General features: G+C 51.6%; 43 protein-coding genes. 6 read left to right on the forward strand and 37 right to left on the reverse strand.

All coding sequences use genetic code 11. The features are described 5' to 3' along the window. The first annotated feature begins 422 nt into the window (after positions 1–422). Positions 423–977, forward strand: a complete 555-nt coding sequence (locus tag EDF75_RS14870; protein ID WP_133600013.1) for a gamma carbonic anhydrase family protein — start codon at positions 423–425, stop codon at positions 975–977. Here EDF75_RS14870 and EDF75_RS14875 read toward each other — a convergent pair. Genes EDF75_RS14875 through dprA form a run of 6 tightly spaced genes read right to left on the reverse strand, consistent with a single transcriptional unit; the run spans position 953 to position 4,744 of the window. Further along, on the reverse strand, positions 953–1,210 hold the full coding sequence (locus tag EDF75_RS14875; protein WP_133600014.1) for a DUF1488 family protein: 258 nt from the start codon (positions 1,208–1,210) through the stop codon (positions 953–955). The genes EDF75_RS14870 and EDF75_RS14875 overlap by 25 nt on opposite strands. Next, a complete protein-coding gene (gene aroE, locus EDF75_RS14880) occupies positions 1,207–2,025 on the reverse strand; it encodes a shikimate dehydrogenase (protein ID WP_133600015.1) in 819 nt (272 codons plus the stop codon). The genes EDF75_RS14875 and aroE overlap by 4 nt, the downstream gene beginning before the upstream one ends. Positions 2,026–2,028: 3 nt before the next feature. Beyond that, entirely contained in the window at positions 2,029–2,601 is a 573-nt protein-coding gene (gene tsaC / locus EDF75_RS14885) for an L-threonylcarbamoyladenylate synthase type 1 TsaC (RefSeq protein WP_123709764.1), read from the reverse strand. After that, positions 2,594–3,148, reverse strand: a complete 555-nt coding sequence (locus EDF75_RS14890; protein ID WP_071844854.1) for a DNA topoisomerase family protein — start codon at positions 3,146–3,148, stop codon at positions 2,594–2,596. The genes tsaC and EDF75_RS14890 overlap by 8 nt, the downstream gene beginning before the upstream one ends. 26 nt (positions 3,149–3,174) lie before the next feature. Continuing rightward, positions 3,175–3,648 carry a DUF494 family protein Smg gene (smg, locus tag EDF75_RS14895; RefSeq protein ID WP_041142952.1) on the reverse strand — a complete coding sequence of 158 codons (474 nt, stop codon included), beginning with the start codon at positions 3,646–3,648 and terminating at the stop codon, positions 3,175–3,177. Then, complete coding sequence (dprA, locus tag EDF75_RS14900; RefSeq protein WP_133600016.1) at positions 3,620–4,744, reverse strand: DNA-protecting protein DprA; 1,125 nt, start codon at positions 4,742–4,744, stop codon at positions 3,620–3,622. The genes smg and dprA overlap by 29 nt, the downstream gene beginning before the upstream one ends. 129 nt (positions 4,745–4,873) lie before the next feature. Between dprA and def the strand changes: the two genes are divergently transcribed. The 5 genes from def to mscL all read left to right on the forward strand — a co-directional run bounded on the left by def (position 4,874) and on the right by mscL (position 9,641). Further along, on the forward strand, positions 4,874–5,383 hold the full coding sequence (def, locus tag EDF75_RS14905; protein ID WP_041142954.1) for a peptide deformylase: 510 nt from the start codon (positions 4,874–4,876) through the stop codon (positions 5,381–5,383). Between the two features lie 14 nt (positions 5,384–5,397). Beyond that, entirely contained in the window at positions 5,398–6,345 is a 948-nt protein-coding gene (fmt, locus tag EDF75_RS14910) for a methionyl-tRNA formyltransferase (protein ID WP_133600017.1), read from the forward strand. A gap of 52 nt (positions 6,346–6,397) precedes the next feature. Continuing rightward, complete coding sequence (gene rsmB / locus EDF75_RS14915) at positions 6,398–7,693, forward strand: 16S rRNA (cytosine(967)-C(5))-methyltransferase RsmB (RefSeq protein WP_133600018.1); 1,296 nt, start codon at positions 6,398–6,400, stop codon at positions 7,691–7,693. A 13-nt stretch (positions 7,694–7,706) separates the two neighbouring features. Beyond that, complete coding sequence (gene trkA / locus EDF75_RS14920; RefSeq protein WP_041142957.1) at positions 7,707–9,083, forward strand: Trk system potassium transporter TrkA; 1,377 nt, start codon at positions 7,707–7,709, stop codon at positions 9,081–9,083. A gap of 144 nt (positions 9,084–9,227) precedes the next feature. Beyond that, on the forward strand, positions 9,228–9,641 hold the full coding sequence (mscL, locus tag EDF75_RS14925; protein ID WP_041142958.1) for a large-conductance mechanosensitive channel protein MscL: 414 nt from the start codon (positions 9,228–9,230) through the stop codon (positions 9,639–9,641). Here the strand turns inward: mscL and EDF75_RS14930 are convergent, their stop codons facing one another. The 31 genes from EDF75_RS14930 to rpsJ form a co-directional block, all read right to left on the reverse strand. Next, positions 9,642–9,857: an alternative ribosome-rescue factor A gene (locus tag EDF75_RS14930; protein WP_041142959.1), complete on the reverse strand. Its 216-nt coding sequence runs from the start codon at positions 9,855–9,857 to the stop codon at positions 9,642–9,644. Between the two features lie 57 nt (positions 9,858–9,914). Continuing rightward, complete coding sequence (zntR, locus tag EDF75_RS14935) at positions 9,915–10,340, reverse strand: Zn(2+)-responsive transcriptional regulator (protein WP_133600019.1); 426 nt, start codon at positions 10,338–10,340, stop codon at positions 9,915–9,917. Between the two features lie 2 nt (positions 10,341–10,342). After that, on the reverse strand, positions 10,343–10,711 hold the full coding sequence (locus EDF75_RS14940) for a DnaJ family domain-containing protein (protein WP_132512816.1): 369 nt from the start codon (positions 10,709–10,711) through the stop codon (positions 10,343–10,345). Between the two features lie 107 nt (positions 10,712–10,818). Then, positions 10,819–11,205: a 50S ribosomal protein L17 gene (gene rplQ / locus EDF75_RS14945; RefSeq protein ID WP_002919206.1), complete on the reverse strand. Its 387-nt coding sequence runs from the start codon at positions 11,203–11,205 to the stop codon at positions 10,819–10,821. A 40-nt stretch (positions 11,206–11,245) separates the two neighbouring features. After that, positions 11,246–12,235, reverse strand: a complete 990-nt coding sequence (locus EDF75_RS14950) for a DNA-directed RNA polymerase subunit alpha (RefSeq protein WP_002919219.1) — start codon at positions 12,233–12,235, stop codon at positions 11,246–11,248. Positions 12,236–12,260: 25 nt separating this feature from the next. Then, positions 12,261–12,881, reverse strand: a complete 621-nt coding sequence (gene rpsD, locus EDF75_RS14955) for a 30S ribosomal protein S4 (RefSeq protein WP_004868345.1) — start codon at positions 12,879–12,881, stop codon at positions 12,261–12,263. Between the two features lie 33 nt (positions 12,882–12,914). Then, positions 12,915–13,304 (reverse strand): 30S ribosomal protein S11, encoded by a 390-nt coding sequence (gene rpsK, locus EDF75_RS14960; RefSeq protein ID WP_004138423.1) that lies wholly within the window; start codon positions 13,302–13,304, stop codon positions 12,915–12,917. Positions 13,305–13,320: 16 nt separating this feature from the next. After that, a complete protein-coding gene (gene rpsM, locus EDF75_RS14965) occupies positions 13,321–13,677 on the reverse strand; it encodes a 30S ribosomal protein S13 (RefSeq protein WP_041142962.1) in 357 nt (118 codons plus the stop codon). Positions 13,678–13,823: 146 nt separating this feature from the next. Next, positions 13,824–13,940 carry a 50S ribosomal protein L36 gene (gene rpmJ, locus EDF75_RS14970; protein ID WP_000868187.1) on the reverse strand — a complete coding sequence of 39 codons (117 nt, stop codon included), beginning with the start codon at positions 13,938–13,940 and terminating at the stop codon, positions 13,824–13,826. Positions 13,941–13,971: 31 nt separating this feature from the next. Beyond that, positions 13,972–15,303, reverse strand: coding sequence for a preprotein translocase subunit SecY (gene secY / locus EDF75_RS14975; protein ID WP_041142963.1), 1,332 nt, complete (start codon positions 15,301–15,303; stop codon positions 13,972–13,974). Positions 15,304–15,310: 7 nt separating this feature from the next. Then, the gene (gene rplO / locus EDF75_RS14980) at positions 15,311–15,745 is read right to left on the reverse strand and encodes a 50S ribosomal protein L15 (RefSeq protein WP_041142964.1); all 435 of its coding nucleotides are present in this window, start codon (positions 15,743–15,745) and stop codon (positions 15,311–15,313) included. A 3-nt stretch (positions 15,746–15,748) separates the two neighbouring features. After that, positions 15,749–15,928: a 50S ribosomal protein L30 gene (rpmD, locus tag EDF75_RS14985; protein WP_001140434.1), complete on the reverse strand. Its 180-nt coding sequence runs from the start codon at positions 15,926–15,928 to the stop codon at positions 15,749–15,751. Between the two features lie 3 nt (positions 15,929–15,931). Beyond that, positions 15,932–16,435 carry a 30S ribosomal protein S5 gene (rpsE, locus tag EDF75_RS14990; RefSeq protein ID WP_004106339.1) on the reverse strand — a complete coding sequence of 168 codons (504 nt, stop codon included), beginning with the start codon at positions 16,433–16,435 and terminating at the stop codon, positions 15,932–15,934. Positions 16,436–16,449: 14 nt separating this feature from the next. Next, positions 16,450–16,803, reverse strand: a complete 354-nt coding sequence (rplR, locus tag EDF75_RS14995) for a 50S ribosomal protein L18 (RefSeq protein ID WP_000358960.1) — start codon at positions 16,801–16,803, stop codon at positions 16,450–16,452. Positions 16,804–16,812: 9 nt separating this feature from the next. Further along, complete coding sequence (gene rplF / locus EDF75_RS15000; protein ID WP_041142965.1) at positions 16,813–17,346, reverse strand: 50S ribosomal protein L6; 534 nt, start codon at positions 17,344–17,346, stop codon at positions 16,813–16,815. Between the two features lie 12 nt (positions 17,347–17,358). Next, entirely contained in the window at positions 17,359–17,751 is a 393-nt protein-coding gene (gene rpsH / locus EDF75_RS15005; RefSeq protein WP_004106343.1) for a 30S ribosomal protein S8, read from the reverse strand. 33 nt (positions 17,752–17,784) lie between these two features. Next, positions 17,785–18,090: a 30S ribosomal protein S14 gene (gene rpsN, locus EDF75_RS15010; protein ID WP_002919667.1), complete on the reverse strand. Its 306-nt coding sequence runs from the start codon at positions 18,088–18,090 to the stop codon at positions 17,785–17,787. A gap of 14 nt (positions 18,091–18,104) precedes the next feature. After that, complete coding sequence (gene rplE / locus EDF75_RS15015) at positions 18,105–18,644, reverse strand: 50S ribosomal protein L5 (RefSeq protein WP_041142966.1); 540 nt, start codon at positions 18,642–18,644, stop codon at positions 18,105–18,107. Between the two features lie 14 nt (positions 18,645–18,658). Further along, positions 18,659–18,973, reverse strand: a complete 315-nt coding sequence (gene rplX, locus EDF75_RS15020) for a 50S ribosomal protein L24 (protein ID WP_041142967.1) — start codon at positions 18,971–18,973, stop codon at positions 18,659–18,661. 10 nt (positions 18,974–18,983) lie between these two features. Next, positions 18,984–19,355 (reverse strand): 50S ribosomal protein L14, encoded by a 372-nt coding sequence (gene rplN, locus EDF75_RS15025; protein ID WP_002919748.1) that lies wholly within the window; start codon positions 19,353–19,355, stop codon positions 18,984–18,986. Between the two features lie 160 nt (positions 19,356–19,515). Further along, complete coding sequence (rpsQ, locus tag EDF75_RS15030) at positions 19,516–19,770, reverse strand: 30S ribosomal protein S17 (RefSeq protein WP_041142968.1); 255 nt, start codon at positions 19,768–19,770, stop codon at positions 19,516–19,518. Continuing rightward, positions 19,770–19,961 carry a 50S ribosomal protein L29 gene (gene rpmC, locus EDF75_RS15035; protein ID WP_002919754.1) on the reverse strand — a complete coding sequence of 64 codons (192 nt, stop codon included), beginning with the start codon at positions 19,959–19,961 and terminating at the stop codon, positions 19,770–19,772. The genes rpsQ and rpmC overlap by 1 nt, the downstream gene beginning before the upstream one ends. Continuing rightward, positions 19,961–20,371 (reverse strand): 50S ribosomal protein L16, encoded by a 411-nt coding sequence (rplP, locus tag EDF75_RS15040; protein ID WP_002919759.1) that lies wholly within the window; start codon positions 20,369–20,371, stop codon positions 19,961–19,963. The genes rpmC and rplP overlap by 1 nt, the downstream gene beginning before the upstream one ends. Before the next feature lie 12 nt (positions 20,372–20,383). Beyond that, the gene (gene rpsC / locus EDF75_RS15045; protein WP_002919766.1) at positions 20,384–21,082 is read right to left on the reverse strand and encodes a 30S ribosomal protein S3; all 699 of its coding nucleotides are present in this window, start codon (positions 21,080–21,082) and stop codon (positions 20,384–20,386) included. A 17-nt stretch (positions 21,083–21,099) separates the two neighbouring features. Further along, a complete protein-coding gene (gene rplV, locus EDF75_RS15050; protein ID WP_000448832.1) occupies positions 21,100–21,432 on the reverse strand; it encodes a 50S ribosomal protein L22 in 333 nt (110 codons plus the stop codon). Between the two features lie 14 nt (positions 21,433–21,446). Further along, positions 21,447–21,725 carry a 30S ribosomal protein S19 gene (gene rpsS / locus EDF75_RS15055; protein ID WP_001138115.1) on the reverse strand — a complete coding sequence of 93 codons (279 nt, stop codon included), beginning with the start codon at positions 21,723–21,725 and terminating at the stop codon, positions 21,447–21,449. Positions 21,726–21,741: 16 nt separating this feature from the next. Beyond that, the gene (gene rplB, locus EDF75_RS15060; protein WP_041142969.1) at positions 21,742–22,563 is read right to left on the reverse strand and encodes a 50S ribosomal protein L2; all 822 of its coding nucleotides are present in this window, start codon (positions 22,561–22,563) and stop codon (positions 21,742–21,744) included. 17 nt (positions 22,564–22,580) lie between these two features. Continuing rightward, a complete protein-coding gene (rplW, locus tag EDF75_RS15065) occupies positions 22,581–22,883 on the reverse strand; it encodes a 50S ribosomal protein L23 (protein WP_004868363.1) in 303 nt (100 codons plus the stop codon). Continuing rightward, entirely contained in the window at positions 22,880–23,485 is a 606-nt protein-coding gene (gene rplD, locus EDF75_RS15070; protein WP_015960716.1) for a 50S ribosomal protein L4, read from the reverse strand. Before rplD ends, rplW begins: the two co-directional genes overlap by 4 nt. Positions 23,486–23,495: 10 nt before the next feature. Further along, on the reverse strand, positions 23,496–24,125 hold the full coding sequence (gene rplC, locus EDF75_RS15075) for a 50S ribosomal protein L3 (RefSeq protein WP_004868374.1): 630 nt from the start codon (positions 24,123–24,125) through the stop codon (positions 23,496–23,498). Positions 24,126–24,157: 32 nt separating this feature from the next. Further along, complete coding sequence (gene rpsJ, locus EDF75_RS15080) at positions 24,158–24,469, reverse strand: 30S ribosomal protein S10 (RefSeq protein ID WP_001181005.1); 312 nt, start codon at positions 24,467–24,469, stop codon at positions 24,158–24,160. Between the last annotated feature and the right edge of the window lie 296 nt (positions 24,470–24,765).

The following is a 24,765-nucleotide window of genomic DNA, read 5'->3' on the forward strand; positions in this document are numbered from 1 at the left end:
AGAGACTTGGTATTCATTTTTCGTCCGAGGACGTTAAGAATCCATGTCACTTTGAGTGCCCACACAGATTGTCTGATAAATTGTTAAAGAGCAGTGCAACGCGGCTTTCGCTCACCGTTGCGAGGTGGCGTATAATACGCTTTCCTCTTTCAGAGTCAACCCTTTAATTCAGGATTTTTCTCTTCAACCGAACCGGCTAGTTGCTGTGAAGTGATTCACATCCGCCGTGTCAGTGGGAGCGCATTATAGGGATCCCATTTTATTGCACAAGTCTTTTATCGATCTTTTTTTCCGGATGATGCTTTTTCGCCCTTTTCGCAGCGTTATTGTTCGATCTGCTCAGTTTTTACCACAATAAAGGGTTGCAGGCGGCAGAGAAAGCCACCAAAGTCTTCGCACAACCCTGAATTATCGAGGTAAGCATGTCCGCAAATTTACGTCCCTATAAAGATTTATTCCCACAAACAGGCCTGCGCGTGATGATCGATGCCACCAGCGTAGCGATCGGCGATGTCAGGATGGCTGATGATGTCAGCATCTGGCCACTGGTTGCCATTCGCGGAGACGTTAACTATGTGCAAATCGGCCCTCGCACCAATATCCAGGACGGTAGCGTGCTGCATGTCACCCATAAATCCTCCTATAACCCGCAGGGTAATCCCCTGATCGTTGGGGAAGATGTCACCATCGGCCATAAAGTCATGCTACACGGCTGCACTATCGGTAATCGGGTACTGGTGGGGATGGGTTCAATTTTGCTGGATGGTGTAGTAATAGAGGATGACGTCATGATTGGTGCCGGTAGTCTGGTACCGCAGAATAAGCGGCTGGCAGGCGGCTATCTTTACTTTGGCAACCCGGTGAAACAAATCCGCCCCCTGACGGAGGCGGAAATAGCGGGACTGATCTATTCAGCAAACAACTACGTGAAATGGAAGAACGATTACCTGGATCAGGAAAACCAAATCCAGCCCTGAACGTCTTCCTGCTGGTCACGGATCATCTCATCCGCTTCTTCTTCCAGATCCCAGCGATGTTCGCGAAATGCAGCCAGCCACTGCGCTGGCTCTTTTCCACCAAAGCGTTTTTCTAGCGTTACGCTTCCCATTGCGCAGGTCAGCTGCATACCATGAACCAACGCGGGGAATGTAATGCACTGTTTTTCAGCATCCCACTCCTCCCTATCAGGAAACTGAATCGCCTGATTCACGGATTCAATTCCTTATGCAGGGTTTGAATCACCGGAGTAATGTCTGGCAGTACGCCATGCCAGAGTAATACGGCATGGGCGGCCTGAGCCACCAGCATACCTAAACCGTCAGCACACTTTTTTGCACCATGCTGCTGGCACCAGGTCAGAAACGGCGTATTGCCCTGCTGATAAAACATGTCGTAGCAATGAACGTGCGTATTAATTAACGCAGAGGGTATCGCCGGGACCTCCCCGCCAATACCGCTGGAGGTCGCATTAATGATGAGATCAAACTCATATTCAGCCAGCGTATCCATTTCCAGCGCACGAATACTACCGGTATGAGAAAAGAGCGCCGCCAGTTCATGCGCGCGGGAGCTGGTGCGATTGACAATCGTCACGGCGCAATCGAGGGACAGAAGCGGTAACAGCACGCCGCGCGATGCGCCTCCCGCCCCGATAAGCAGGACACGAAAGCCTGGTTTAATAAAACCGAGCCGCTCCAGATCGCTCAATAGCCCAATGCCATCGGTGTTATCCCCCAGCAAACGGCCATCTTCCAGACGTTTGAGGGTATTCACGGCCCCGGCCAGCGCCGCTCGCTCGGTAAGCTCATCGGCGCGAGCGAACGCTTCCTCTTTAAACGGAACGGTAACGTTGGCGCCTCGCCCCCCTTCATTAAAGAAAGCATTCAGGGTACTGATAAATTCATCTCGTGGCGCCAGAATACGTCCGTACGGATGTGCAATCTGCAGCTGCTGCGCAAAAAGCTGATGAATAGCGGGCGATTTGCTGTGAGCGATAGGATTTCCAAAGACTGCGTAGCTTTCCATCACTTACCCCTGGCGGAAGAGTTCGCCCGTCAGGGCGTCGCGAATTTCAGACGGATTCTGACGACCGCCGGTTAACCCATTAACCACCGGAAAATCGGCGCCAAACTGGGCGTGAACTTCAGCCGTGGTGCGACAGGGAGGCTGGCCGGATAAATTCGCACTGGTCGAGACCAGCGGTTTTCCATAGGCTTCACATAGCTCAACCACCAGCGGGTGATCGGTAACGCGTACCGCCAGAGAGTCAAAACGCCCGGTCAACCAGCGCGGAGTTGTTTTACGCGCCGGGAAGACGAACGTCACCGGTCCAGGCCAGCAGCTAAAAATTGTCGCCAGCTGCGCCTCACTAAGCTGAGAGTCATCTATATAAGGAAGTAGCTGTTCAAAGCGGGCGGCGATAAGAATCAGGCCTTTCTCGACCGGCCGCTGCTTGAGGTCCAGCAGGCGCATGACGGCCGTTTCGCTGTCGGGATCGCAGCCAACGCCAAAAACGGCTTCTGTGGGATAGGCGATGACGTGTTCGTTATTCAGAACCGCCACTGCATGGGCGACGGTTTCTGATTGCAGGTTATTATTCACTGATTTGTTCCGCCGATATCGGCTTTCCACATTGTTTACTGGCACAAAAGCATTTAACGCCCTGCGCCGTTTTCTTTTCGATTAATAGCGGATAGTGGCATTCAGGACACTCGCCCGCTATCGGTTTGAAGTTAATGACGAACTGGCAATCGGGGTAACGATCGCAGGAGTGAAAAGTTTTGCCAAAACGAGAGCGGCGTTGAACCAAATGTCCCTGACCACACTGCGGGCACGCGATAGCCGTCTCATCGGGCTTATCAATGAGTTCAGTATGCTGGCATTGCGGATAGCTGCTGCAACCAATAAACATACCGAAGCGTCCCTGACGCAGCACCATCACGGCGCCGCAGGATGGACACTCCTGCCCCTCCAGCACTTTAACGATATGTCCGTCCGCCTGACTTTTCAGGGGACGGACGTAGTTACAGTCCGGATAGTGCGAACAGCCAAGAAACGGTCCATGCTTCCCGGAGCGGATTACCAGTTCAGCCCCGCACTGTGGACAGGGCTCATTTTTACGCACCTGAAACAGTGCTGATTTGGTCATAAATACTCGACGTTGCTGCAAAAAGATTAATGCAGCATACCTTCATTTACTTCGAAGAGTAATTCTTCCATCTGCTGGTAGGCATTTTCACAGCCTGGAATATTAAACAGCACCATCAGGATCACCCATTTAAGGTCTTCCAGTTCAAACTCTGCCGTATCCAGCGCCAGAACGCGTTCTATTACCATTTCTCGCGTTTCGAGGTTCAACACCTGAATTTGCTCGAGGAATAATAAGAATCCTCGGCAACTAGCATCCAGACGCTGACACTCTTCTTCGGTATAAATCCGTAAAGAGAGTGGGTCAGAAGCCAGCTGCATGGGCGCGACAAGGCCTTCCTGATAATCAGCCAGTTTCTCGAGCCACATCAGCGCGTTATAAATATCTTCCCGTTCAAAACCTGCGTCGGTGAGATCCCGGGTCAGCTTATCCTGGTCTACGCGCATTTCTGCTTCGTTATGGATGTAAGTCTCAAACAAATACATGAGTACGTCGAACATGGCTTGCCCTCCTTAATCGGACATAGCCGCCGGGTACAGCTGCGATCCAGCCTGCTAACTCCAGTTCAAGTAGCTGAGCTACGGTCACTGGTACAGATTGGCCGGCACGTTCAGCGACAACGTCAACAGGTGTTACCTCATCTCCTACGTTAGCCAGGAGCTCAGGAAATGGCAATGCTACGGGTGGCCGATCCGTGCAATTATTTATGTAGTACGGCGTCTCGCGCAGCCATAGCAGCTCATGCTGCCAGTATTCGACGATATCCTCGGGCGCCGTAACGGGGACTGCGCCCTGCTTGATGAGCCAATGCGGGCCCTCTGAGCCTGGGCTGCCTATCGGCCCAGGAAGCGCAAAAACCTCCCTTCCCTGTTCAAGTGCACAGCGGACGGTAACCAACGAGCCGCTTCTCAATGCGGCCTCCACAACCAATACCCCAATACTTAAGCCGCTGATAATCCGGTTACGGCGAGGGAAATTTCCAGGTAATGGCGGTGTGGCGAGAGGAAACTCAGACAGCAGCGCCCCTCCGCTATCGACAATCTGCCTTGCTAAAGCGGCGTGCCGACGCGGGTAAATATCCCCTAACCCATTCCCGAGCACCGCAATGCTTTTTCCATTCGCGGCAAGGGCGCCGCGATGGGCAACGCCGTCTATACCAATCGCCAGCCCGCTGGTAATCGTGATGCCATAGCGCGCCAGGGCTTCGCTGAACACTCTCCCCCAGCGTTCGCCGTACCAGGAGTGCGCGCGGCTACCGACAACCGCTAGCTGCCGGCTCTGCAAAATAGCGAGGTCACCTTTAACCAAAAGCGCGCCGGGATAATCAGCGGTTGCGCGCAGCTGCGGTGGATAGAGAGGACTGGCGGCCGAGAGCAGATGGTGCTCTGGCTGCTCCAGCCACTCCTGAGCGGCGTCGATATCCCGCTGGCCAAAGGTCAAAAATTGCCTCGCCTGCGCCACGCTCAGACCGCAGAGACATAAAGCTTCACTATCAAGCCCGGCCGCGGTTCCTATCCGGCGAGCGACGGTCACCATCGTCTCACCATACAGACCGTTTACCCTCATCAGGCGGAGCCAAATCTCTGCGGGCGCCATCCATACTCCCCTGCCATAAGCGGCTTTAACAATCCTTGCGATTGGACAGTGAGACTGTCAATTAGAAGGGGTTTTGTCTAGAATAGAGGTAATAATCTTATCAACTCCTGAATACGACTCTGGATCTTTATGGCAGTTTTGCAAGTGTTACATATTCCGGACGAGCGCCTTCGCAAAGTCGCCGAGCCGGTAAAAGAAGTCAATGCAGAAATTCAGCGTATCGTCGATGATATGTTCGAGACAATGTACGCGGAAGAGGGTATTGGCCTGGCGGCAACGCAGGTTGATATCCATCAGCGCATTATTGTTATTGATGTGTCGGAGAACCGTGAAGGTCAGCTGGTGTTAATTAACCCTGAGCTGCTGGAAAAAGACGGTGAAACCGGTATTGAAGAAGGCTGTCTGTCCATTCCGGAACAGCGTGCGCTGGTACCACGTGCCGAAACCGTGAAAATCCGTGCCCTGGATCGTGAAGGCAAGCCGTTCGAACTGGATGCTGACGGCCTGCTGGCTATCTGTATTCAGCATGAAATGGATCATCTGGTAGGCAAACTGTTCATCGATTATCTGTCGCCGCTCAAACAACAGCGCATTCGTCAGAAAGTTGAAAAACTGGATCGTTTGCGTACGCGTGCCTGAGGACAAGGATTAACGTGTCACAATCACTACGTATTATTTTTGCGGGTACACCCGATTTTGCAGCGCGTCATCTTGACGCGCTGTTGTCGTCTGAGCACCAGATCGTTGGCGTTTTTACTCAGCCCGATCGCCCCGCTGGCCGCGGTAAAAAGCTTATGCCGAGCCCGGTAAAAGTTCTGGCTGAAGCCAACAATTTGCCGGTATTCCAGCCCGCATCCCTGCGTCCACAGGAAAACCAGGAGCTGGTCTCCTCGCTTAATGCCGATGTTATGGTGGTTGTCGCCTACGGACTGATTCTGCCCAAAGCGGTTCTGGATATGCCGCGCCTTGGCTGTATTAACGTCCATGGTTCTCTGCTGCCTCGCTGGCGCGGTGCCGCCCCTATTCAGCGTTCATTATGGGCCGGCGATACGGAAACAGGCGTAACGATTATGCAGATGGACGTCGGTCTCGATACCGGCGATATGCTGTATAAGCTATCCTGTCCAATAACCGCAAAAGATACCAGCGCCAGCCTGTATGACAAGCTTGCAAACCTCGGCCCGCAGGGGCTGCTGGATACGCTGACTCAGGTAGCTAACGCAGCCACTCAACCAGAAGTCCAGGATGAAGCCTTAGCCACCTACGCTGAGAAGCTCAGCAAAGAAGAAGCTCGTATCGACTGGTCACTTTCAGCCGAACAGCTCGAACGCTGTATCCGCGCCTTCAATCCGTGGCCGATGAGCTGGCTGGAAATTGACGATCAGCCGGTGAAGGTTTGGCAGGCGTCGGCCATTGCCGAAGCCAGTACCGCTGAGCCTGGCACCATTGTGGCTGTCAGTAAGCAGGGTATTCAGGTGGCAACCGGCAATGGCATTCTGAATCTGGAATCCCTGCAGCCGGCAGGTAAAAAAGCGATGAGCGCCCAGGATTTGCTAAATTCTCGCCGGGAGTGGTTTATCCCAGGTAACCGTCTTTCCTGACGGTAGTCCCTTCTAAAGCCCGGATCTACCGGGCCTTTTTATTTTTACGGTTATGAAAAAAAATCTTAATTTACGTAGTCTGGCGGCTCAGGCCGTTGAACAGGTTGTCGAGAAGGGCCAGTCGTTAAGCAACGTGCTGCCGCCTTTGCAGCAGAAAGTCGGTGAAAAAGATAAAGCGCTGCTGCAGGAGCTGTGCTTTGGTGTCCTGCGCACTCTCAGTCAGATGGAATGGCTGATCAATAAGCTGATGGCTCGCCCGATGACGGGAAAACAGCGCACCGTTCACTATTTAATTATGGTCGGCTTTTATCAACTGCTGCACACCCGTATTCCCGCCCATGCGGCGCTGGCAGAAACGGTTGAGGGCGCGGTAGCCATTAAACGCCCGCAGCTCAAAGGGCTGATCAACGGCGTACTGCGCCAGTTCCAGCGTCAGCAGGAAGAATTGCTTGGCGAATTCGCCAAAAGCGAGAGCCGCTTCCTACATCCCGCATGGTTAATCAAACGGATTCAAAAAGCCTGGCCACAGCAGTGGCAGGCCATTGCGGATGCCAACAACCAGCGTCCGCCGATGTGGCTACGCGTTAATCGCAATCACCACTCACGCGATGAGTGGCTGGCGCTCCTTGAAGAGGCAGGCATGCAGGGTTTTCCTCACCCCGACTATCCGGACGCCGTTCGTCTGGCGACGCCGGCGCCTGTACAGGCTTTGCCCGGCTTTGAGCAAGGCTGGGTCACCGTTCAGGATGCTTCCGCTCAAGGCTGTATGCGCTACCTGACCCCGGAAAATGGCGAAAAGATCCTCGACCTTTGCGCCGCGCCTGGCGGGAAAACAACCCATATCCTGGAAGTCGCCCCGCAGGCCAGCGTAATGGCTGTCGATATCGATGAGCAACGCCTGTCCCGTGTCTATGACAACCTGAAGCGTCTGGGAATGAAAGCCCAGGTAAAACAGGGTGATGGTAGATATCCAGCGCAGTGGTGCGATGATGAAAAATTCGATCGTATTCTGCTTGATGCGCCCTGCTCGGCAACTGGCGTCATTCGCCGTCATCCTGATATTAAATGGCTGCGTCGTGACCGCGATATCGCGGAGCTGGCGCAGCTTCAGGCTGAGATTCTTGACGCCATCTGGGAGCATTTAAAACCCGGCGGCACCCTGGTCTATGCGACCTGCTCAATTCTGCCGGAAGAAAATAGCCAGCAAATTGCGGCATTCCTGGCACGCACGCCTGATGCAGAACTTAGCATTACCGGCACACCTGAGCAGCCAGGACAGCAAAATCTGCCCGGTGCGGAAGAGGGTGACGGGTTCTTTTACGCTAAGCTGATCAAACATCGGAAATAATGGATCACTGCTGATGAAGATTATTATTCTGGGCGCCGGACAGGTTGGCGGAACTCTCGCGGAAAACCTCGTCGGAGAGAACAACGATATTACCCTGGTTGATACCAACGGTGACCGCCTGCGCAGTCTGCAGGATAAGTTTGACCTGCGTGTTGTTCAGGGGCATGGCTCTCATCCACGCGTACTGCGCGAAGCTGGAGCGGATGATGCCGACATGCTGGTTGCCGTCACCAGTTCTGATGAAACCAATATGGTGGCCTGCCAGGTCGCCTATTCCCTGTTTAATACACCTAATCGCATTGCCCGTATTCGTTCTCCGGACTACGTGCGTGACGCCGATAAGCTTTTCCACTCTGAAGCCGTGCCGATTGACCATTTGATCGCGCCGGAACAGCTTGTTATCGACAATATTTATCGCCTGATTGAGTATCCAGGCGCGCTGCAGGTCGTAAACTTTGCCGAAGGGAAAGTAAGTCTGGCGGTTGTTAAAGCCTACTACGGTGGTCCGTTGGTAGGCAACGCGCTCTCAACAATGCGCGAACACATGCCGCATATCGACACACGTGTAGCGGCTATTTTCCGCCACGATCGCCCTATTCGCCCCCAGGGTTCCACCATTGTTGAAGCCGGTGATGAAGTATTCTTTATTGCCGCATCCCAGCATATTCGTGCCGTGATGAGCGAGCTCCAGCGCCTGGAGAAACCCTACAAGCGCATCATGCTGGTTGGCGGCGGAAATATCGGTGCGGGTCTGGCCCATCGGCTGGAAAAAGACTACAGCGTCAAGTTAATTGAACGCGATCAGCAGCGCGCCGCCGAGCTGGCGGAAAAGCTCCAAAACACCATCGTCTTTTATGGTGACGCCTCGGATCAGGAGCTCCTCGCAGAAGAGCATATCGATCAAGTCGACCTCTTCATTGCCGTTACCAATGATGACGAAGCCAACATCATGTCCGCAATGCTGGCCAAGCGGATGGGTGCCAAAAAGGTCATGGTGCTTATTCAGCGAAAAGCCTACGTCGATCTGGTTCAGGGCAGCGTTATCGATATCGCCATCTCCCCGCAGCAGGCGACCATTTCCGCGCTGCTCAGTCATGTCCGTAAAGCCGATATCGTGGGCGTCTCTTCCCTGCGCCGCGGCGTAGCTGAAGCGATCGAAGCCGTCGCCCACGGAGATGAAAGCACCTCGCGCGTCGTGGGTCGATCGATCGATGAGATCAAGCTTCCCCCGGGGACGATCATTGGCGCCGTGGTTCGCGGAAATGACGTGATGATCGCCAATAATAATTTACGTATTGAGCAGGGCGATCATGTAATTATGTTTCTGACCGACAAAAAATTTATCTCTGATGTCGAACGGCTGTTCCAGCCAAGTCCTTTCTTCCTGTAATTTATTTGGGCGCCGGTATCGCGCCCATATCCATTAACCTTTGTTTATCAATGGATAATATTTTTATGCAATTATTCAACAATAATGGAAAATGGAAATACATTTGATAAACTTATCTCTGTCAGCTGGTTCAAGGAGAATGAAATGAGTATTTTAAAAGAGTTTCGCGACTTCGCGATGCGCGGGAATGTAGTCGATCTGGCAGTGGGTGTCATCATTGGTGCAGCGTTCGGTAAAATTGTATCGTCGCTGGTTGCCGATATTATTATGCCACCGCTTGGCTTACTTATTGGTGGGATCGATTTTAAATCTTTTGCCGTCACGCTACGCGATGCTCAGGGAGATATCCCGGCCGTTGTAATGCATTATGGCGTGTTTATTCAGAACGTTTTTGACTTCGTCATCGTAGCGTTTGCCATCTTTATGGCAATTAAACTGATGAATAATCTGAACCGTAAAAAAGAAGAGGCCCCTGCAGCTCCGCCGGCACCGACTAAAGAAGAAGTGCTGCTGAGTGAAATTCGTGACCTGTTAAAAGAGCAGAACAACCGCTCGTAATCAGGCTACAGAAAGCAGAAAGCCAGTGGTAAAAAAGTGATTCACTTTCTTGCCACTGGCCTCCCGGTCACCCCGTACTGCATATTTTTCTTTTCGCTGATAGCTTCCTTTCCCTTTCTTGTTTTTCTCAACGCGTTGCCTGAATAGCGGGTCATGAAGCAGTGCCTCGATGGCGTTATCTTTTATTTGCCCTTTAGTGTGCTGATAGCGACTCATAGTAACTCCTGATAGTGAATGAGATCGACGCGAGTGTAGATCTCCGCACGCAAAAAATCAACGTCCTGCATTACCGCTGCTGGCCCCCTGCTCAAGCGCTTCAAGAATGGAGCAGTAGACGCTGCTGTGAGCGCTACCGCAACATGCATCGTTAAGCCTCTGTAAGGATCGTCGCATCGTCTGTAATTCCTTAATACGCGATTCAACTTCGCTCAGGCGCGCCTGTACGATCCCTTTTGATTCCTGGCAGGTATGGTGTTCAGGATCGATGCGGATCGACAGCAGCTCGCGGATCGATTCGAGCGTGAAGCCCAGCTGCCGCGCGTAGCGGATAAAACGTAGCCGCTGAAGGTCATTGTCGGTATAAAGGCGAAATCCTCCCTCAGTACGAACATCGTGGACCATCATCTGCTGCTTTTCGTAGTAGCGAATGGTGTCGGGTGTGACATCCGCCAGCTTCGCGAGCTCACCGATACGATACATACTTACTCCTCACTCATTTTGTTTTGCAGCCTGGCAGAATACTCACCGCGCAGAAAATCTGTGTTGAGCCCGGCCTGGCGTAGCTTTAGCTCGAGCAAAGCAAGCCTACGACTCAGTTCGGCATGCTGTGGGTCATCCTGACGAACGACGTTAAGCAAATCAACCAGCTCAACGGCTTCTCTACGATGTTCCAGTTCAGGAGGTAAACAGCCGGCGTTCTTGAGTAAACGGTAGCTGACGCGTAGCTCAGGTGGCACATGCAGATCGTCGTCCAGGGTCAGCGGTTCACCGCGGCCGGGAAGATTATCGAAATCACCTTTATTTTGTGCGTCAAGGATATGGCGTTCTGCCCACTGATCCAGCAACCACATCATACGGCTCCGGGGATGAACAAAAAGAATACAGATAGTGTAATGAAGCAGAGATGTTGAGGATATAAAAAAACCCGCCGAGGCGGGTTTTTTTACGTTACTACAGATTACTCTGCAGCAGCTTCTGCTTTCGGCTCAGCACGATCAACCAGCTCGATGTATGCCATCGGCGCGTTGTCGCCTGCACGGAAGCCACACTTCAGAATGCGAGTGTAACCACCGGCGCGGCTCGCGAAACGCGGGCCCAGCTCGTTAAACAGTTTTGCCACGATCTCGTTATCACGAGTACGGGCGAATGCCAGACGACGATTAGCTACGCTATCAGTCTTGGCAAGAGTAATCAGCGGCTCAACTACGCGACGCAGTTCTTTCGCTTTCGGCAGGGTCGTCTTGATGATTTCATGACGAACCAGCGAACCAGCCATGTTACGGAACATAGCCTGGCGATGGCTGCTGTTGCGGTTCAGTTGACGACCACTCTTACGATGGCGCATGACCTTATCCTTCTCAGTAAAACCTTAACCTGTGATCCGGTTACTCGTCAGCAATGCTTGCCGGTGGCCAGTTTTCCAGGCGCATGCCCAGAGACAGACCACGTGAAGCCAGCACGTCTTTAATCTCGGTAAGAGATTTTTTACCCAGGTTCGGCGTTTTCAGCAACTCAACCTCGGTACGCTGTACCAGATCACCGATATAGTGGATAGCTTCTGCCTTCAGGCAGTTAGCAGAGCGGACAGTCAATTCGAGATCGTCAACAGGGCGCAGCAGGATCGGATCGAATTCTGGTTTCTCTTCTTTCACTTCCGGCTGACGTACATCACGTAAGTCAACGAAAGCTTCAAGTTGTTCTGCCAGGATGGTTGCCGCACGACGAATCGCCTCTTCAGGATCGATTGTGCCGTTGGTTTCCATTTCGATGACCAGCTTGTCCAGGTCGGTACGCTGTTCTACACGCGCTGCTTCAACATTGTAGGCAATACGCTCTACGGGGCTGTAGCATGCGTCGACCAGCAGACGGCCGATTGGGCGCTCATCTTCTTCCGAATGAATTCGGGCAGAAGCCGGCACATAACCACGACCGCGCTGAACTTTGATACGCATGCTAATAGCAGCGTTCTCATCGGTCAGGTGGCAGATCACATGTTGCGGCTTGACGATTTCGACATCACCATCATGGGTGATGTCGGCTGCGGTCACAGGGCCAATGCCAGATTTATTCAAAGTAAGGATAACTTCATCTTTACCCTGAACTCTCACCGCCAGCCCTTTCAGGTTGAGCAGGATTTCAAGGATATCTTCCTGAACGCCTTCTTTGGTGCTGTACTCATGAAGTACACCATCAATCTCAACCTCGGTCACCGCGCAACCCGGCATCGATGAGAGCAGAATACGGCGCAGTGCGTTACCCAGAGTATGGCCAAAGCCACGCTCTAAAGGCTCAAGGGTCACCTTGGCGTGCGTCGAACTCACTTGCTCGATATCGACCAGGCGCGGTTTTAGAAACTCTGTCACAGAACCCTGCATTGTGTCCTCTCTTTGGTACTAAGCTTTACTTGGAGTAAAGCTCGACGATCAGGTGTTCGTTAATGTCCGCAGACAGATCAGAACGTTCCGGCTGACGCTTGAACGTACCTTCCATCTTGCCAGCATCAACTTCCAGCCAGGTTGGCTTTTCACGCTGCTCAGCCAGCTCCAGAGCGGCTTTCACGCGAGATTGCTTTTTCGCTTTCTCACGAATGCTGACGACGTCGTTCGCTTTAACCTGATAAGAAGCGATGTTAACAACACGACCGTTTACCATGATAGCTTTGTGGCTAACCAGCTGACGTGATTCAGCACGAGTTGCGCCGAAGCCCATACGGTATACAACGTTGTCCAGACGACCTTCCAGCAGAGCCAACAGGTTTTCACCGGTGTTGCCTTTCAGACGTGCTGCTTCTTTATAATAGTTACGGAACTGACGCTCCAGCACACCGTACATACGGCGAACTTTTTGCTTTTCACGCAACTGCACACCATAGTCAGACAGACGCGGTTTACGCGCACCGTGCTGGCCAGGAGCTTGTTCAATTTTACACTTGGTATCGATCGCGCGAACGCCAGACTTAAGGAACAGGTCTGTGCCCTCACGACGGCTCAGCTTGAGCTTAGGACCCAAATATCTTGCCATTTTCTTTCTCCAACAATCCTAGAAACGAGCGCGTTATACGCGACGTTTTTTCGGCGGACGACAACCGTTATGAGGGATCGGAGTCACATCAGTAATATTAGTGATGCGGAAACCAGCGGCGTTCAGAGCACGAATAGTAGATTCGCGACCCGGACCCGGACCTTTGACCATAACTTCCAGATTCTTGATGCCGTATTCTTTTACGGCTTCAGCGCAACGCTCTGCTGCAACCTGAGCTGCAAACGGAGTTGATTTACGCGAACCACGGAAACCGGAACCACCGGCTGTTGCCCAACCCAGTGCGTTACCCTGACGATCAGTGATGGTAACGATGGTGTTGTTAAAAGACGCATGGACATGAGCCACGCCATCAGAGACTTGTTTTCTTACACGCTTACGTGCACGAACTGGTGCCTTTGCCATTATTCAATCACCCCGATTATTTCTTGATCGGTTTACGCGGACCCTTACGGGTACGTGCGTTGGTCTTAGTACGCTGACCGCGAACCGGAAGACCACGACGATGGCGTAAACCACGATAGCAACCAAGGTCCATCAGACGCTTGATGCTCAGGGTGATTTCACGGCGCAGATCACCTTCAACGACAAATTTACCTACTGCTTCACGCAGAACTTCAATTTGTTCTTCAGACAGCTCACTGATCTTAACATTTTCAGCGATACCCGTGTCAGCACAGATGGCTTTAGAGCGGGTCTTGCCGATACCGAAAATAGCAGTCAATGCGATTACGGTATGTTTGTGATCAGGAATGTTAATGCCTGCTATACGGGCCACTATGCACTCCTACTATTTAATATGTACGCACCATGCTGAAAAGCCCGTTTTCAGGATACTCAAATGGAAACGCACAGACATACAAAAGATTGGCTGGCTAATCTAGCCAGCTCAATCCAACTTTGCAAGAAAAATATGCGAATAAATCAGCCTTGGCGCTGTTTATGCTTTGGCTCGGCACTGCAAATCACACGGATGACACCATCACGCTTAACGATTTTGCAGTTACGGCATAATTTCTTGACGGAAGCACGAACTTTCATTTTTACTCTCCGTAACTTCTCAGGCGACCAGTTATCGGCCGTAGCCTTTCAGGTTCGCCTTCTTCAATGCAGACTCGTACTGACTCGACATCATCAGAGTTTGCACTTGAGCCATAAAGTCCATAATCACGACGACAACAATTAGCAGCGAGGTTCCACCGAAGTAGAACGGCACCTTCATTGCATCACGCATGAACTCCGGGATCAGGCAGATAAAGGTAATATACAGTGCACCGACCAAAGTCAGGCGAGTCATTACTTTATCGATATACTTCGCCGTTTGCTCTCCCGGACGAATTCCTGGTACAAATGCACCGGACTTCTTCAGGTTATCTGCTGTTTCACGCGGGTTGAAAACCAAAGCCGTGTAGAAGAAACAGAAGAATATGATTGCAGACGCATAGAGTAACACATAAAGCGGTTGCCCAGGCTGCAAATACAGCGAAATTGTTGTCAGCCAGTTCCAACCGGTACCGCCCCCGAACCATGACGCGATGGTCGCAGGGAACAGAATAATACTGGAAGCGAAGATTGCAGGGATTACACCCGCCATATTCACTTTCAGCGGCAAATGTGTGCTCTGTGCAGCATAGACGCGACGACCCTGTTGACGCTTCGCGTAGTTCACCACAATGCGGCGTTGACCACGTTCAACGAATACAACAAAGAAGGTCACGGCAAACACTAATACTGCAACCAATAGCAACAGGAGGAAGTGCAGGTCGCCTTGACGCGCTTGCTCGATAGTATGGGCGATGGCCGGCGGGAGACCCGCAACGATACCAGCGAAGATAATGATCGAGATACCGTTACCGATACCACGTTCAGTAATCTGTTCGCCGAGCCACATCAGGAACATAGTTCCTGTGACCAGACTTACAACAGCGGTGAAATAGAATGCAAAGCCCGGATTCATCACCAGGCCCTGCATACCAGGCATATTCGGTAGACCGGTAGCAATACCGATCGACTGGAATATCGCCAGCACCAGAGTACCGTAGCGGGTGTACTGGCTGATCTTACGACGACCAGACTCCCCTTCTTTCTTCATCTCTGCTAACGGCTGATAAACAACCGTCAACAGTTGGACAATGATCGATGCCGAAATATACGGCATGATGCCCAGGGCAAAGATAGAAGCACGGCTGAGGGCACCACCAGAGAACATGTTAAACATTTCAATGATAGTGCCTCGCTGTTGCTCAAGCAGTTTGGCAAGTACAGCGGCATCGATACCAGGGATCGGAATAAAAGAACCAATACGGAATACAATCAGCGCACCGATAACAAACAAAAGTCTGCGTTTCAGTTCGCCAAGTCCACCTTTGGCACTTTGAAAATCTAATCCCGGTTGCTTAGCCATCTGCTACTTATTCCTCAATTTTACCGCCAGCAGCTTCGATAGCAGCACGAGCACCTTTAGTCACGCGCAGGCCTCGAACAGTTACCGGACGAGCTACCTCGCCAGAAAGAATCACTTTCGCGAACTCAATCTGAATACCGATAATGTTAGCTGCTTTCAGCGTGTTCAGGTCGACTACATCGCCTTCTACGTGAGCCAGATCGGAGAGACGAATCTCTGCAGTGATCATTGCTTTACGAGAAGTGAAGCCGAATTTCGGCAGACGACGGTACAGAGGCATCTGACCGCCCTCGAAACCGCGACGTACGCCACCGCCAGAACGAGAGTTCTGACCTTTGTGACCACGACCACCGGTCTTACCGAGGCCAGAACCGATACCACGACCCAGGCGCTTACCCGCCTTTTTAGAGCCTTCGGCCGGAGACAGAGTATTTAAACGCATCTCTTACTCCTCAACTTTAACCATAAAGGAAACCGCGTTGACCATACCACGAACAGCAGGAGTATCCTCGCGTTCTACGGTGTGACCAATACGACGCAGACCCAGGCCAAGCAGCGTTGCCTTGTGTTTCGGCAGACGACCGATTGCACTGCGGGTTTGAGTAATTTTAATAGTCTTTGCCATGGTTTATTTCCCCAGAATTTCTTCAACGGATTTACCACGCTTGGCAGCGACCATTTCTGGAGAATTCATATTTTCCAGACCATCAATAGTTGCACGAACCACGTTAATCGGGTTGGTGGAACCATATGCTTTGGCCAGAACGTTATGAACTCCAGCAACTTCCAGAACGGCGCGCATTGCACCACCGGCGATGATACCGGTACCTTCGGAAGCTGGCTGCATGAATACACGAGAACCCGTGTGAACACCTTTAACCGGGTGCTGCAGGGTGCCGTGGTTCAGCGCGACGTTAATCATATTGCGACGGGCTTTTTCCATCGCTTTCTGGATCGCTGCTGGAACTTCACGCGCTTTACCGTAACCAAAACCTACGCGACCGTTACCGTCACCAACTACAGTCAGAGCTGTGAAGGAGAAAATACGACCACCTTTAACGGTTTTAGATACGCGGTTAACCGCGATCAGCTTTTCCTGCAGTTCGCCAGCTTGTTTTTCGATGTGAGCCATCTTACACCTCTACCTTAGAACTGAAGGCCAGCTTCACGGGCAGCATCTGCCAGTGCCTGGACACGACCATGATATTGGAACCCGGAACGGTCAAAGGAAACATCTTTGATGCCTTTTTCCAGAGCGCGTTCAGCGACAGCTTTACCCACAGCTGCAGCCGCGTCTTTGTTACCGGTGTACTTCAGTTGTTCAGCGATAGCTTTTTCTACAGTAGAAGCAGCTACCAGAACTTCAGAACCGTTCGGTGCAATTACCTGTGCGTAAATATGACGCGGGGTACGATGTACCACCAGGCGAGTTGCACCCAGCTCCTGGAGCTTGCGGCGTGCGCGGGTCGCACGACGGATACGAGCAGATTTCTTATCCATAGTGTTACCTTACTTCTTCTTAGCCTCTTTGGTACGCACGACTTCGTCGGCGTAACGAACACCCTTGCCTTTATAAGGCTCAGGACGACGGTAGGCGCGCAGATCTGCTGCAACCTGACCGATCACCTGCTTATCAGCGCCTTTCAGCACGATTTCAGTTTGAGTCGGACATTCTGCAGTGATACCGGCCGGCAGCTTGTGTTCAACAGGATGAGAGAAACCTAAAGCCAGGTTTACTACATCCCCTTTAACCGCTGCACGATAACCTACACCAACCAGCTGAAGCTTTTTAGTGAAGCCTTCGGTAACACCGATAACTACTGAGTTAAGCAGGGCACGCGCGGTACCAGCCTGAGCCCAACCGTCTGCGAAACCATCACGCGGACCGAAAGTCAGTGCATTATCTGCATGTTTAACTTCAACAGCATCGTTGAGAGTACGAGTCAGCTCGCCATTCTTACCTTTGATCGTAATAACCTGACCGTTGATTTTTACATCAACGCCGGCAGGAACAACGACCGGTGCTTTAGCAACACGAGACATTTTTTCCTCCGATTAGGCTACGTAGCAGATAATTTCGCCACCAAGACCAGCTTGGCGCGCTGCACGATCAGTCATAACACCTTTAGAGGTAGAAATAACTGCGATACCCAGACCCGCCATAACTTTAGGCAGCTCATCTTTACGTTTGTAGATGCGCAGACCTGGGCGGCTGACACGCTGAATGCTTTCTACAACAGCTTTACCCTGGAAATACTTAAGAGTCAGTTCCAGTTCCGGCTTGATGTCGCCTTCAACTTTAAAATCTTCAATAAAGCCTTCTTCCTTCAGCACGTTGGCAATTGCCACTTTCAGCTTGGAGGAAGGCATGGTGACCGCAGCTTTATTCGCGGCCTGACCGTTACGGATACGGGTCAGCATATCCGCGATCGGATCTTGCATGCTCATCTGTCTTTACTCCCGTGATTCAATTGGTGACAATTACCAGCTAGCCTTTTTCAGACCCGGGATTTCACCGCGCATAGCGGCTTCACGGACCTTAATACGGCTCAACCCGAACTTCCGCAGGAAACCATGCGGACGACCTGTTTGACGGCAGCGGTTACGCTGACGAGACGGGCTGGAATCACGCGGCAGAGTCTGCAGCTTGAGAACAGCATTCCAACGATCTTCGTCGGTTGCGTTCACATCAGAGATGATAGCTTTCAGTTCAGCGCGTTTAGCGAAGAATTTATCAGCTAAAGCCACGCGCTTTACTTCGCGTGCTTTCATTGATTGCTTAGCCATTAAGTAACCCTACCTTACTTGCGGAACGGGAAGTCAAAGGCAGCCAGAAGAGCGCGGCCTTCTTCATCAGATTTCGCAGTAGTGGTAATGGTAATATCCAAACCACGAACGCGGTCGACTTTATCGTAGTCGATTTCTGGGAAGATGATCTGCTCACGGACACCCATGCTGTAGTTACCACGACCATCGAATGACTTAGCGGACAGGCCACGGAAGTCACGGATACGCGGTACAGCAATAGTGATCAGGCGCTCAAAGAACTCCCACATGCGTTCGCCACGCAGGGTTACTTTACAGCCGATCGGATAGCCCTGACGGATTTTGAAGCCTGCAACTGATTTGCGTGCTTTGGTGATCAACGGCTTTTGACCGGAGATTGCTGTCAGATCCGCTGCTGCGTTATCCAGCAGTTTCTTGTCAGCGATCGCTTCACCAACACCCATGTTCAGGGTGATCTTCTCGACCCGAGGGACTTGCATGACAGAATTGTAGTTAAACTCAGTCATGAGTTTACCAACTACTTCGTCTTTGTAGTAATCATGCAGTTTCGCCATCGTACTACTCCAAATTACTTGATAGTTTCGCTGTTAGACTTGAAGAAACGGACTTTTTTGCCGTCTTCGAATCTAAAGCCTACACGGTCAGCCTTGCCGGTTGCCGCATTGAAGAGTGCAACGTTAGAAACCTGAATTGCAGCTTCTTTTTCAACGATGCCACCTGGTTGGTTCAGGGCCGGAACCGGCTTCTGATGTTTCTTAACCAGGTTGATACCTTCAACAATGAGCTTGCCGGAAGACAAGACATTCTTAACTTTACCGCGTTTACCTTTATCTTTACCGGTTAACACGATAACTTCGTCATCACGACGGATTTTCGCTGCCATGATTCGCTCCTTAGAGTACTTCTGGTGCCAGAGAGATAATTTTCATGAACTTCTCGGTACGAAGCTCACGAGTTACCGGCCCAAAAATACGCGTACCGATGGGCTGCTCGCTGTTATTGTTGAGAATAACGCATGCATTACCATCGAAGCGAATGACAGAACCGTCCGGGCGACGAACACCCTTCTTGGTGCGCACCACTACCGCCTTCAGCACATCACCTTTTTTGACCTTACCACGCGGAATTGCTTCCTTGATGGTGATCTTAATGATGTCGCCTACGCCTGCGTAGCGACGGTGCGAGCCACCCAGAACCTTGATACACATTACGCGACGTGCACCGGAGTTGTCGGCGACGTTCAGCATAGTCTGTTCTTGGATCATTTTAGTGCTCCGCTAATGTCAACTACTACTGAGACCCAAAATCGAGCCGTTAAATATCCCCATATCGAGGGCGCGGCATTATAACACCGGAAATCGGATATGGGTAGAAAAAATAAACGGCTCATCGCTGAGCCGTTTATCCGTTGAGAATACGGCCCTATTACAGAACCGCTTTCTCTACGACGCGAACCAGCGTCCAGGACTTTGTCTTGGACAGCGGACGGCATTCGTGGATTTCGACCACGTCACCGATACCGCATTCGTTGTTCTCGTCATGTACGTGCAGTTTGGTCGTACGCTTGATGAACTTACCGTATACCGGGTGTTTCACCACACGTTCGATAGCAACAACGATGGATTTCTCCATTTTGTTGCTAATTACACGACCTTGCAGAGTACGGATTTTATCGGTCATTACGCACCCGCCTTCTGAGTCAGTAAAGTCTTAACGCGTGCAACATCACGACGCACTTGCTTCAGCAGATGAGTCTGTTGCAGCTGGCCACTTGCAGCCTGCATACGCAGGTTGAACTGCTCACGCAGCAGGTTCAGCAGCTCAGCGTTCAGCTCTTCAACGCTTTTTTCACGCAGCTCTTTTGCTTTCATTACATCACCGTCTTAGTTACAAAGGTGGTTTTGATAGGCAGTTTCGCTGCTGCCAGGCCGAAGGCTTCACGGGCCAGCTCTTCCGGAACACCGTCCATTTCATACAGGACTTTACCCGGCTGAATCAAGGCAACCCAGTACTCCACGTTACCTTTACCTTTACCCATACGAACTTCCAGCGGCTTCTCGGTAATCGGTTTGTCCGGGAAAACACGGATCCAGATTTTACCTTGACGCTTAACTGCACGGGTCATAGCACGACGTGCTGCTTCGATCTGACGTGCAGTCAGACGACCACGGCCAACAGCTTTCAGACCGAAAGTGCCGAAGCTAACATCCGTACCCTGCGCCAGACCACGGTTGCGGCCTTTGTGCACTTTACGGAATTTTGTACGCTTTGGTTGTAACATCAGCGACGCTCCTTATTTACGGCCTTTACGCTGCTGCTTTTTAGGTTGAGCAGCCGGTTCCGGTTGTTCAACAGCAGCCATACCACCCAGGATCTCGCCTTTGAAGATCCATACCTTAACGCCGATTACACCGTAAGTGGTGTGCGCTTCAGAGGTGTTGTAGTCGATGTCAGCACGCAGAGTGTGCAGCGGTACGCGACCTTCACGGTACCATTCGGTACGAGCGATTTCCGCGCCGCCCAGACGGCCGCTAACTTCAACTTTGATACCTTTAGCGCCCAGACGCATTGCGTTCTGTACAGCACGCTTCATAGCACGACGGAACATAACGCGACGTTCCAGCTGTGAAGTGATGCTATCAGCAACCAATTTAGCGTCCAGTTCTGGCTTACGAACTTCGGCGATGTTGATCTGTGCAGGAACGCCAGCGATATCCGCTACGACCTTGCGCAGTTTTTCTACGTCTTCGCCTTTCTTACCGATAACGATGCCCGGGCGAGCGGTGTGAATAGTCACACGAATGCTCTTAGCCGGACGCTCGATAACGATACGAGATACGGACGCTTTAGCCAGTTCCTTAGTCAGGAACTGACGTACTTTAAAATCGCTGTCCAGGTTGTCAGCGAATTCTTTGGTGTTCGCGAACCAGGTAGAGTTCCATGGTTTGACAATACCCAGGCGAATACCATTAGGATGTACTTTCTGACCCATTGCTAGTCTCCAGAGTCTCAGCGATCGGACACAACCACAGTGATGTGGCTGGTGCGCTTCAGGATGCGATCTGCACGACCTTTCGCACGCGGCATAATGCGCTTCATGCTCGGGCCTTCGTCTACGAAAATTTTCGTAACTTTCAGATCGTCAATGTCAGCGCCATCGTTGTGTTCAGCGTTAGCAATGGCAGATTCCAGTACCTTCTTGACCAGTACAGCAGCTTTCTTGTTGGTGTAGGTCAGAATATCCAGGGCCTGCGACACTTTCTTACCGCGAATCAGGTCAGCTACAAGGCGAACCTTCTGAGCAGAAGAACGAGCATGGCGATGTTGAGCTAAAGTTTCCATCTCTTCCTCCTACCTTATTTCTTCTTCGCTTTTTTATCAGCAGCATGGCCGCGATAAGTACGAGTCGGTGCGAATTCACCCAGTTTGTGACCAACCATTTCGTCGGAAACAAATACTGGAACGTGCTGACGACCATTATGGACAGCGATGGTCAAACCGATCATGTTAGGAAAGATCGTTGAACGACGGGACCAAGTGCGCAGGGGCTTCTTGTCTCCGCTTTCCACCGCTTTCTCTACCTTCTTCAGCAAGTGCAGGTCAATAAAAGGACCTTTCTTGAGAGAACGTGGCATGGCTTATCCTCTAAAATTATTTGCTACGGCGACGTACGATGAATTTATCAGTACGCTTGTTGCTGCGGGTCTTCTTACCTTTGGTCTGCAGGCCCCACGGGGAAACCGGGTGCTTACCAAAGTTACGACCTTCACCACCACCATGTGGGTGGTCGACTGGGTTCATCGCAGTACCGCGAACGGTAGGACGAATACCACGCCAGCGTGCAGCACCTGCTTTACCCAGAACGCGCAGCATATGCTCAGCATTGCCAACTTCGCCCAGAGTAGCGCGGCAGTCTGCTTCGACTTTACGCATTTCACCAGAACGCAGACGCAGGGTGACATAAGCACCGTCACGAGCAACGATCTGAACGTAAGTACCAGCGGAACGTGCCAGCTGACCGCCTTTACCTGGTTTCATTTCTACGTTATGAACGGTAGAACCAACCGGGATATTGCGCATCGGCAGGGTGTTGCCTGCTTTGATTGCAGCATCAACGCCAGACTGAATCTGGTCGCCAGCTTTCAGGCCTTTAGGGGCCAGGATGTAACGGCGCTCGCCATCTTTGTACAGAACCAGCGCGATGTTCGCGGAACGGTTCGGATCGTACTCAAGACGCTCAACAACTGCCGGGATACCATCTTTGTTGCGTTTGAAGTCAACAATACGGTAAGCCTGCTTGTGGCCACCACCGATATGACGGGTGGTGATACGGCCATTGTTGTTACGACCACCGGATTTGCTGTTTTTTTCCAGCAACGGAGCAAAAGGTTTGCCCTTGTGCAGCTCAGGGTTAACCACTTTAACAACGTGGCGACGACCCGGAGATGTCGGTTTACATTTAACAACTGCCATTGTATTACTCCTCCGACTTACTCAGCGCCGCCAACGAAGTCCAGATTCTGGCCTTCCTTCAGGGTGACGTAAGCTTTTTTCCAGTCGCTACGACGACCGATACGCTGTCCGTGACGTTTAACTTTCCCTTTAACTACCAGGGTGTTAACGACTTCGACTTCGACTTCAAACAGTTTCTGCACAGCAGCTTTGATTTCTGCTTTAGTCGCGTCTTTAGCAACTTTGAGAACGATGGTGTTTGTTTTTTCCATCGCAGCAGACGCTTTTTCAGAAACGTGCGGTGCACGCAGCACCTTCAGCAGACGTTCTTCACGAATCATGCCAGCATCTCCTCAACTTGCTTAACAGCATCAGCAGTCATTACGACTTTGTCGAAGGCGATCAGGCTAACCGGGTCGATACCAGTTGCATCGCGTACGTCAACCTTGTGCAGGTTGCGCGCAGCCAGGAACAGGTTCTCGTCCAGCTCACCGGTGATGATCAGCACATCTTCCAGAGCCATGTCTTTCAGTTTCTGTGCCAGCAGCTTAGTTTTAGGCGCTTCTACAGAGAACGTCTCGACAACGATCAGACGATCCTGACGTACCAGTTCGGACAGAATGCTTTTCAGCGCGCCGCGGTACATCTTTTTGTTAACTTTTTGACTGTGGTCCTGCGGGCGAGCAGCGAAGGTTACGCCACCGGAACGCCAGATCGGGCTCTTAATAGAACCTGAACGCGCACGGCCGGTACCTTTCTGGCGCCACGGCTTTTTGCCTGAACCAGTTACTTCAGCACGAGTCTTCTGAGCACGAGTACCCTGACGAGCACCAGCTGCATAAGCAACTACAACCTGGTGAACCAGCGCTTCGTTGAAATCACGACCGAAGGTAGTTTCGGAAACAGTCAGCGCGCTCTGCGCGTCTTTCAATACTAATTCCATTGCTATCCCCTTACGCCTTCACAGCTGGTTTAACGATCAGGTCGCTACCGGTAGCACCCGGGACCGCGCCTTTAACCAGCAGCAGGTTGCGCTCAGCGTCAACACGTACTACGTCCAGGCTCTGAACAGTGACACGTTCGTTGCCCAGCTGACCTGCCATTTTCTTGCCTTTGAACACTTTGCCCGGAGTCTGGTTCTGACCGATAGAACCCGGAACGCGGTGAGACAAGGAGTTACCGTGCGTAGCATCCTGGGTACGGAAGTTCCAGCGCTTAACGGTACCAGCAAAACCTTTACCTTTAGAGGTACCGGTTACGTCAACTTTTTTAACGTCAGCAAACAGTTCAACGCTAATGCTCTGACCTACGGTGAATTCTTCGCCGTCAGCAAGACGGAATTCCCACAGGCCGCGGCCAGCTTCAACGCCAGCTTTAGCGAAGTGACCAGCTTCCGGCTTGGTTACACGGTTAGCTTTTTTAGCACCGGTGGTAACCTGAATTGCGCGGTAACCGTCGTTAGCCAGGTCTTTAACCTGTGCAACACGGTTTGCTTCAACTTCGATTACGGTTACTGGGATAGAAACGCCATCTTCAGTGAAGATGCGGGTCATACCCACTTTTTTACCGACTAAACCAATCATTGTTTCAACCTCTCAATCGCTCGATGACCTGATTAACCCAGGCTGATCTGCACGTCTACACCGGCAGCCAGATCCAGACGCATCAGAGCATCAACGGTTTTCTCAGTTGGCTCAACGATGTCAACCAGACGCTTGTGAGTGCGAATCTCGTACTGATCGCGCGCATCTTTGTTGACGTGCGGAGAGATCAGAACGGTAAAGCGCTCTTTGCGGGTCGGCAGCGGGATCGGACCACGGACCTGCGCACCAGTGCGCTTAGCAGTCTCGACGATTTCCGCGGTTGATTGATCGATCAGACGATGATCAAACGCTTTAAGACGGATACGGATTCTTTGGTTCTGCATGAGACCAGAGCTCCAATTATTTATAGACGAAATGATTACTCCTCATACCCATTACGATTGATGGGAGAGTGTAACCGTTCTTACATAGTTCCCCGATTGGGAACATTGTTTGATAGCTAAAAGCTCTATCAGGGTTCATATCGAACCGGCCTGCCAATTTTGACAGGCCCGCGCATTATACGCAAAATCGGCCCCAACACAAGGGCTGCGTAGAAAATCATCATTTATATTTGCGAGGCTGCTGGAGAAAGCTCTGTTGTCGGCTGAAAAATAGCAAACTGCGTGGATTGCCGCGC

This window comes from Klebsiella sp. BIGb0149 (assembly GCF_004362605.1).
Taxonomy (GTDB): domain Bacteria; phylum Pseudomonadota; class Gammaproteobacteria; order Enterobacterales; family Enterobacteriaceae; genus Klebsiella; species Klebsiella terrigena.